The sequence below is a fragment of the Methylobacterium sp. WL9 genome, assembly GCF_008040035.1.
Lineage (GTDB): Bacteria > Pseudomonadota > Alphaproteobacteria > Rhizobiales > Beijerinckiaceae > Methylobacterium > Methylobacterium thuringiense.
Genome location: NZ_VRVE01000139.1, coordinates 1 through 5,129 on the forward strand (window position 1 = coordinate 1; position 5,129 = coordinate 5,129).

At 69.8% G+C, this 5,129-nt stretch carries 8 protein-coding genes and 1 pseudogene; 2 read left to right on the forward strand and 7 right to left on the reverse strand.

The window, feature by feature from the left end; all coding sequences use genetic code 11:
• Both ccmI and FV217_RS21675 read right to left on the reverse strand, forming a co-directional pair.
• A partial coding sequence (ccmI, locus tag FV217_RS21670) for a c-type cytochrome biogenesis protein CcmI (protein ID WP_147821638.1) occupies positions 1-254 on the reverse strand: 254 nt, incomplete at its 3' end.
• An 80-nt stretch (positions 255-334) separates the two neighbouring features.
• Positions 335-1,750, reverse strand: coding sequence for a sensor histidine kinase (locus FV217_RS21675; protein WP_147821640.1), 1,416 nt, complete (start codon positions 1,748-1,750; stop codon positions 335-337).
• A gap of 75 nt (positions 1,751-1,825) precedes the next feature.
• Between FV217_RS21675 and FV217_RS21680 the strand changes: the two genes are divergently transcribed.
• Together FV217_RS21680 and FV217_RS21685 are read left to right on the forward strand one after the other, a co-directional pair.
• On the forward strand, positions 1,826-2,062 hold the full coding sequence (locus FV217_RS21680; RefSeq protein ID WP_147821642.1) for a type II toxin-antitoxin system VapB family antitoxin: 237 nt from the start codon (positions 1,826-1,828) through the stop codon (positions 2,060-2,062).
• A pseudogene (locus FV217_RS21685) lies at positions 2,062-2,373 on the forward strand (type II toxin-antitoxin system VapC family toxin); the annotation flags it as partial. The gene FV217_RS21680 and the pseudogene FV217_RS21685, both read left to right, overlap by 1 nt.
• A gap of 94 nt (positions 2,374-2,467) precedes the next feature.
• Here FV217_RS21685 and FV217_RS21690 read toward each other — a convergent pair.
• From FV217_RS21690 to FV217_RS21710, 5 genes are all read right to left on the reverse strand, one after another.
• Positions 2,468-3,139 carry a response regulator transcription factor gene (locus FV217_RS21690; RefSeq protein WP_147078299.1) on the reverse strand — a complete coding sequence of 224 codons (672 nt, stop codon included), beginning with the start codon at positions 3,137-3,139 and terminating at the stop codon, positions 2,468-2,470.
• 47 nt (positions 3,140-3,186) lie between these two features.
• The gene (locus tag FV217_RS21695) at positions 3,187-3,549 is read right to left on the reverse strand and encodes a hypothetical protein (RefSeq protein WP_147821644.1); all 363 of its coding nucleotides are present in this window, start codon (positions 3,547-3,549) and stop codon (positions 3,187-3,189) included.
• A 191-nt stretch (positions 3,550-3,740) separates the two neighbouring features.
• Positions 3,741-3,971 carry a hypothetical protein gene (locus FV217_RS21700; RefSeq protein ID WP_147821646.1) on the reverse strand — a complete coding sequence of 77 codons (231 nt, stop codon included), beginning with the start codon at positions 3,969-3,971 and terminating at the stop codon, positions 3,741-3,743.
• Between the two features lie 16 nt (positions 3,972-3,987).
• Positions 3,988-4,389 (reverse strand): hypothetical protein, encoded by a 402-nt coding sequence (locus tag FV217_RS21705; protein WP_238232344.1) that lies wholly within the window; start codon positions 4,387-4,389, stop codon positions 3,988-3,990.
• 163 nt (positions 4,390-4,552) lie between these two features.
• On the reverse strand, positions 4,553-5,092 hold the full coding sequence (locus tag FV217_RS21710) for a hypothetical protein (RefSeq protein ID WP_147821648.1): 540 nt from the start codon (positions 5,090-5,092) through the stop codon (positions 4,553-4,555).
• Between the last annotated feature and the right edge of the window lie 37 nt (positions 5,093-5,129).

The window sequence follows — 5,129 nt, forward strand, 5'->3', positions numbered from 1 at the left end:
CGCACCGAGGCTGCCCGCAGCAGGCGGCGGGCAGCCTCGGTGCGGGCGGCCTCGGCCTCGGCCGGCCCGATCAGGCCGCGGCCGAGATCGCGCTCGATCTCGGCGAGCTGGTCCTCGTAGAAGCCTGTCTCGGTGGTGAGCCCGGCCTGGGAGCCGGCATCCGGCGAGGCCTTCCTCCGGCGCGTCAGCGGCCAGAGCAGGACGAGCACGGCCGCACCGGTCATGATCGCCAGGATGAACCAGATCGCCGTCATCATCGCCCAGGAAGCCGCGGACCCACCGACGCCGCAGGAGCGGCCTTAACACAGGTGCAACGGCTCGTAACGGCGGCGGACTAACGCTGCACCGCCGTCGCAGGTCCGTCCCCCGGCACCTCCAGCACGGCCCGCAGGCCCCCGAGCGCGGCGGCCTCCAGGCGGAAGCGGCCGCGATAGAGGGCGGCGAGATCGGCGACGATCGAGAGCCCGAGGCCCGAACCGGGCTTGGTCTCGTCGAGGCGGCGTCCGCGGGTGAGAACCTTCACGCGGTCCTCCTCCGGCAGGCCGGGGCCGTCATCCTCGATCGTGACGAGGAGCCGCGCGAAATCCTGTTCGCCGACGGGCTCGGCCGTGATCGCCACCCGCCCGCTCGCCCATTTCGAGGCGTTGTCGACGAGGTTGCCGACCATCTCCTCGAAATCCTGGCGCTCGCCACGAAAGCGCAGCCCCTCGGACACGCGCACCTCGTAGGCGATGTCCTTGTCGCGATAGATCTTTCCGAAGGTACGCACGAGGCCGGCAAGCGCCGGCTCGATCTCTGTGGAGGTGCCGAGGGTGCCGGCGAGCGCCGCGGCGCGCGCCCGGTCGAGGTGGTAGTTCACCTGGTCGCGCATCACCGCGGCCTGCTCGCGGATCTTTTCGGCGAGTTCGGGCGGGGCGTCGCTGGAGGCGACCTCGTTGACGATGATCGAGAGCGGCGTCTTCAGCGCATGGGCGAGGTTGCCGACCTGGGTGCGGGCGCGCTCCAGGATCTCGCGGTTGGTCTCGATCAGCAGGTTGGTCTCGCTCGCCAGCGGCGCAATGTCGTGCGGATACTCGCCGGGGATGTGGTGGGCCTCGCCGCGGCGGATCGCGCCCAGCGCCGCGCGCAGGCGCTTCAGCGGCGCGAGGCCGAACCGGATCTGCAGCAAAGCCGTCAGGGCCAGGGACAGGCCGAGCAGGCCGAAGGTCACGGAAAGCGAGAAGCGGAACCGGTCGACCTCGTTGACGATCTCGTCCGCCGGGCCGGCCACGCGCACGGTGTAGCGCCCGTCCTGGCCGACATCGACGTCGCGCTCGACGATGCGCAGCAGCCGGTCGTCCTGGCCGTGGCCGTAGCCCTGGCGGATCTGCCCGATCGTCGCGGTGCCGGCCTGGTCCGGGCCCTTCAGCGGCACGCCGACGAGGGAGCGCGAGGTGCGCAGGTCCCGCGGCTTCGCATCCGGATGCCCGACCTGCCAGTACCAGCCAGACAGTGGCAGGTCGAAGCGCGGATCGCCCAGCGCGAAGGAGCGCGCCTCGGGATCGTTCGGCGAGACGAGGTCGGTGGCGAGGTTGTTGGCGTAGACCAGCAGCCGGCTGTCGAACGAGCGCTCGGTGTTTTCGCGATACAGTGTCGTGAGGATCCAGGCCGCGATGACCAGGATCGCCGCGCTCGACAGCAGGGCCGACACCGCGAGCCGCACGCCGATCGAGCGGCGGCGCATGGGCAGCCAGGAGAAGCGGTCGGTCATGGGATTTTCATGAGGGGCGACGGTCGGCTAATCTGCATCGCCTCCTAGCAACCCGAGGTGAACGGGAGAAGCGCCGTGGCTTTGGATATCGACGACGCGGAGACGGAACAACTCGTTCAGACACTTGCCGAGCGAAGAGGCGTGTCGACGGACGAGGCCATCAAATCGGCGGTCCGCGACGCCTTGCAGAGGGACGCCGAAGTGCCGAGTCTCTGGGAGCGCCTGCAGCCGCTGCAGGACCGGGTCGCCGCATGGCCGTCGACCGGGCTCGAAGCGGACAAGGCCTTCTACGATAGCCTGAACGGGGAATGATGTTCGTCGATGCGTCCGCCATCGTTGCGACCATCAGGCGGGAGCCGGATGCCCGAGCATTGGCCGATCGCCTTGAGGCTTCGCCCGGCTCCATCACCTCGCCGGTCGCGATCTACGAGGCCGTGCTCGCAATTCGACGCAAGCGGACGCGCCGGCTCAGAGAGGTCAGAGCCGAAGTCGACGCCTTCGTGAGCGCATCGGGGGTGAATGTCGTCCCGATCACACCGGAGGATGCCGACCGGGCGCTCGCGGCACACGAGCGTTACGGCAAGAGCACCGGACATCCGGCAGGTCTCAACATGGAGGACTGCTTCGCTTACGCCGTCGCCAAGGGCCACGGCGTAAAGTTGCTCTACAAGGGCGACGACTATCGCGCAGACCGATCGCGGCGGCCCCTAAACCGGCCTACCCCTTCGTCTGCGCCCCATCCACCAGATACCCCAGCCCGCGCACAGTCTGGATCAGGTCCACGGCCAACTTCTTCCGTAACCGGCCGACGAAGACCTCGATGGTGTTCGAGTCGCGGTCGAAATCCTGGTCGTAGAGATGCTCCGTCAGCTCGGCCCGCGAAACCACACGGCCGGTGTGGTGCATCAGGTAGGAGAGCAGGCGGTATTCGTGACTCGTGAGCTTGATCGGGTTGCCGTCGACGAAGACGCGGCCGGAGCGGGTGTCGAGCACCACCGATCCGCAGGCGATCTGGGAGGTGGCGTGGCCAGCGACGCGGCGCAGGATGGCGCGGACCCGCGCCATCAGCTCCTCCATGTGGAAGGGTTTCGTAACGTAGTCGTCGGCGCCGGCGTCGAAGCCGTCGACCTTGTCCGACCAACGGTCGCGGGCGGTGAGGATGATGACGGGCGTCTTCACCCCGGCCCGGCGCCAGTTCTGGAGCACGGTGACGCCGTCAGTCTTGGGCAGGCCCATATCGAGGATGATGGCGTCGTAGGGCTCGCTCTCGCCGAGAAAGCCGCCCTCCTCGCCATCGAAGGCCTTGTCGGCGACGTAGCCGGCCTCCTCCAACGCCTTCACCACCTGCCGGTTGATGTCCCGGTCGTCCTCGACGACGAGCAGACGCACCTCAACAACTCCCCGGTTGGCGCCGTCCCGACGGCGACACGTTCCTGTTATTGTCCATGCACCTGACCGGACTGGGCGTCCACCATGACCTGCACGAACTGGCCGTCGCGCCGCAGAGCCGTGAGCACGTAGACAAGGCCGCCTTCGTGCCGGCACAGGCTGGCGCGCTGGATCTCTGAGCGCGGATAGATCTGGCGGGCGGCGCGGATCGCGGCGATCGGCGCGACCACCCGCTTCTCGGCGACGGATTCGCGCATGTCGGCCGGGGAGAGGCAGCTGTCGATCCGTGCGACCGGCTGGCCCCTCGCGGGAGCCGCGGCTTCCGTCTCCTCGGCGAGCGTGCCGACGGCACCCGTCGCGATCACCGCGACGGCTGAGACGGCAAGCAGCATGGCGAGTGCGTGGTGCATGGACCATGCTTGTCCGGCCAAGGCACTGAATGCGTGCTGAATGGGCGTCGCCATCCGGGATCTGAGAAGGTTCATCCACCTGAGCCGTGTCCGAGACTCGACATAAGGCCGGCCGGCCCGGACGGTTCCATGCCGTCGGCGCGCCCCGGCTCGCATCCACAGGCACGTGCCGGAGGACATGCACGGCCCAGTTACGCGTCGGCGCCGATGCGTTCGGCGAGCCGGGTCAGGTTGGCCCGCAGCGCCGTGCTCGCGAGGTCCTGCAGGTCGACATGGTCGAGGGCGGCCTTCCGCAGCGCCAGCACCGAGAGATCGAAGGTGGTGCGCGCGGCGCGCAGGCGGCCAGCGGCGGCATCGCGGCGCGCCCGCCCATGCGACGGCCGGGCCTCGATTCCGCGGAGGCTCGCGAACAGGCGGGTCATGCCGGTCTCTTCCTGGTTACGACCGGCCGATCAGCCGGACCTCGCCCATCCGGCGCAGTATCTCGTCGAATTTTTCGCGGGAGCGCTCGTCGCTGCGGTCGACGCCGCGGGCGATCTCGCTGGAGAGCCGGGTCAGGTCCTCGAGCACGCGGGTGCGGCTTTCCAGGGCGGCCGCGACGGCGGCGTTGGTCTGCGAGGCCCGCTCCAGGGCCGTCGCGGTGGCGCCAGTCTCTTCGATGCGGGCTTCCAGCGCCCGCAGGTTTTCGCGGTGGAGATGGAGGCAGGCCAGCCCCAGCAGCACCGCGACGATCCAGCCGGCCCCGCCATCGGTGAAGAGCAGGCGGATGGCCTCCAGGGCGATCTTGTCCATGGCGGCCTCCGGGAGCGGAAACGCGCCGCGATCGGACACGAATTTCACGCGGCGGGGTCGTCGGCCTCATACCGGCGGCCGTAACCGTCGACCCATCCGCCGGCAGGCGCGACGGCGCGGCGCCGCACCCAGCCGAATGTTTGCGGACTGCGCAAACGTGTCTGCGCGCGGCGGGCGGCCCTGGCGGTGTCAGCCGAAAGGGCCGCTCGTATCAGACACGGGAGCGTCTTTTCAGCGCCGCGTCGAGGCCGGGCGTCAGCGTGTTGCCGGCGTTGGCGGCCTCTTCCAGGGTCAGGCCCCGAAAGATCTTCTCGGCGATGCCGGCGGGGCCGCCGGCCGCCTGGATCAGCCAGGCCGGGGCCTGATCGAGCGCCCGCTGCACGGCGCGGGCGATCACTGCCGAGCCGAGCGGGATCGTCAGGCTCTTGCCGCGCACCGCTCCGGCCACGGCATTCAGCGCGTAATCGGACGCGTTGCGCACCAGGCGCTCGACGAGGGTCGTGGTCACGAGGAAGCGCAGCGGACCGGCCATCCGCGCCGCCGCGGCGCCCGCCGCGGTGACGGCGAGAGGGACCAGCACGGTGCTCAGGGCCTGTGCTCCCGTGACGACGGCATCGCCCCACTGCACGACGATGTCCGCGGTGGCGGCCTGTGCGGGGATGCAGGCCGTGACGCATGCGGCGGGCAGGAGGGCAACGGGCCGGAGGGCGGCGGCGAGACGGAACGGAGGAAGCGTGTTTCTGGCGGACATGTCGGTCTCCTCGGTGCGGGTCGTTCGGGGTGGGGAG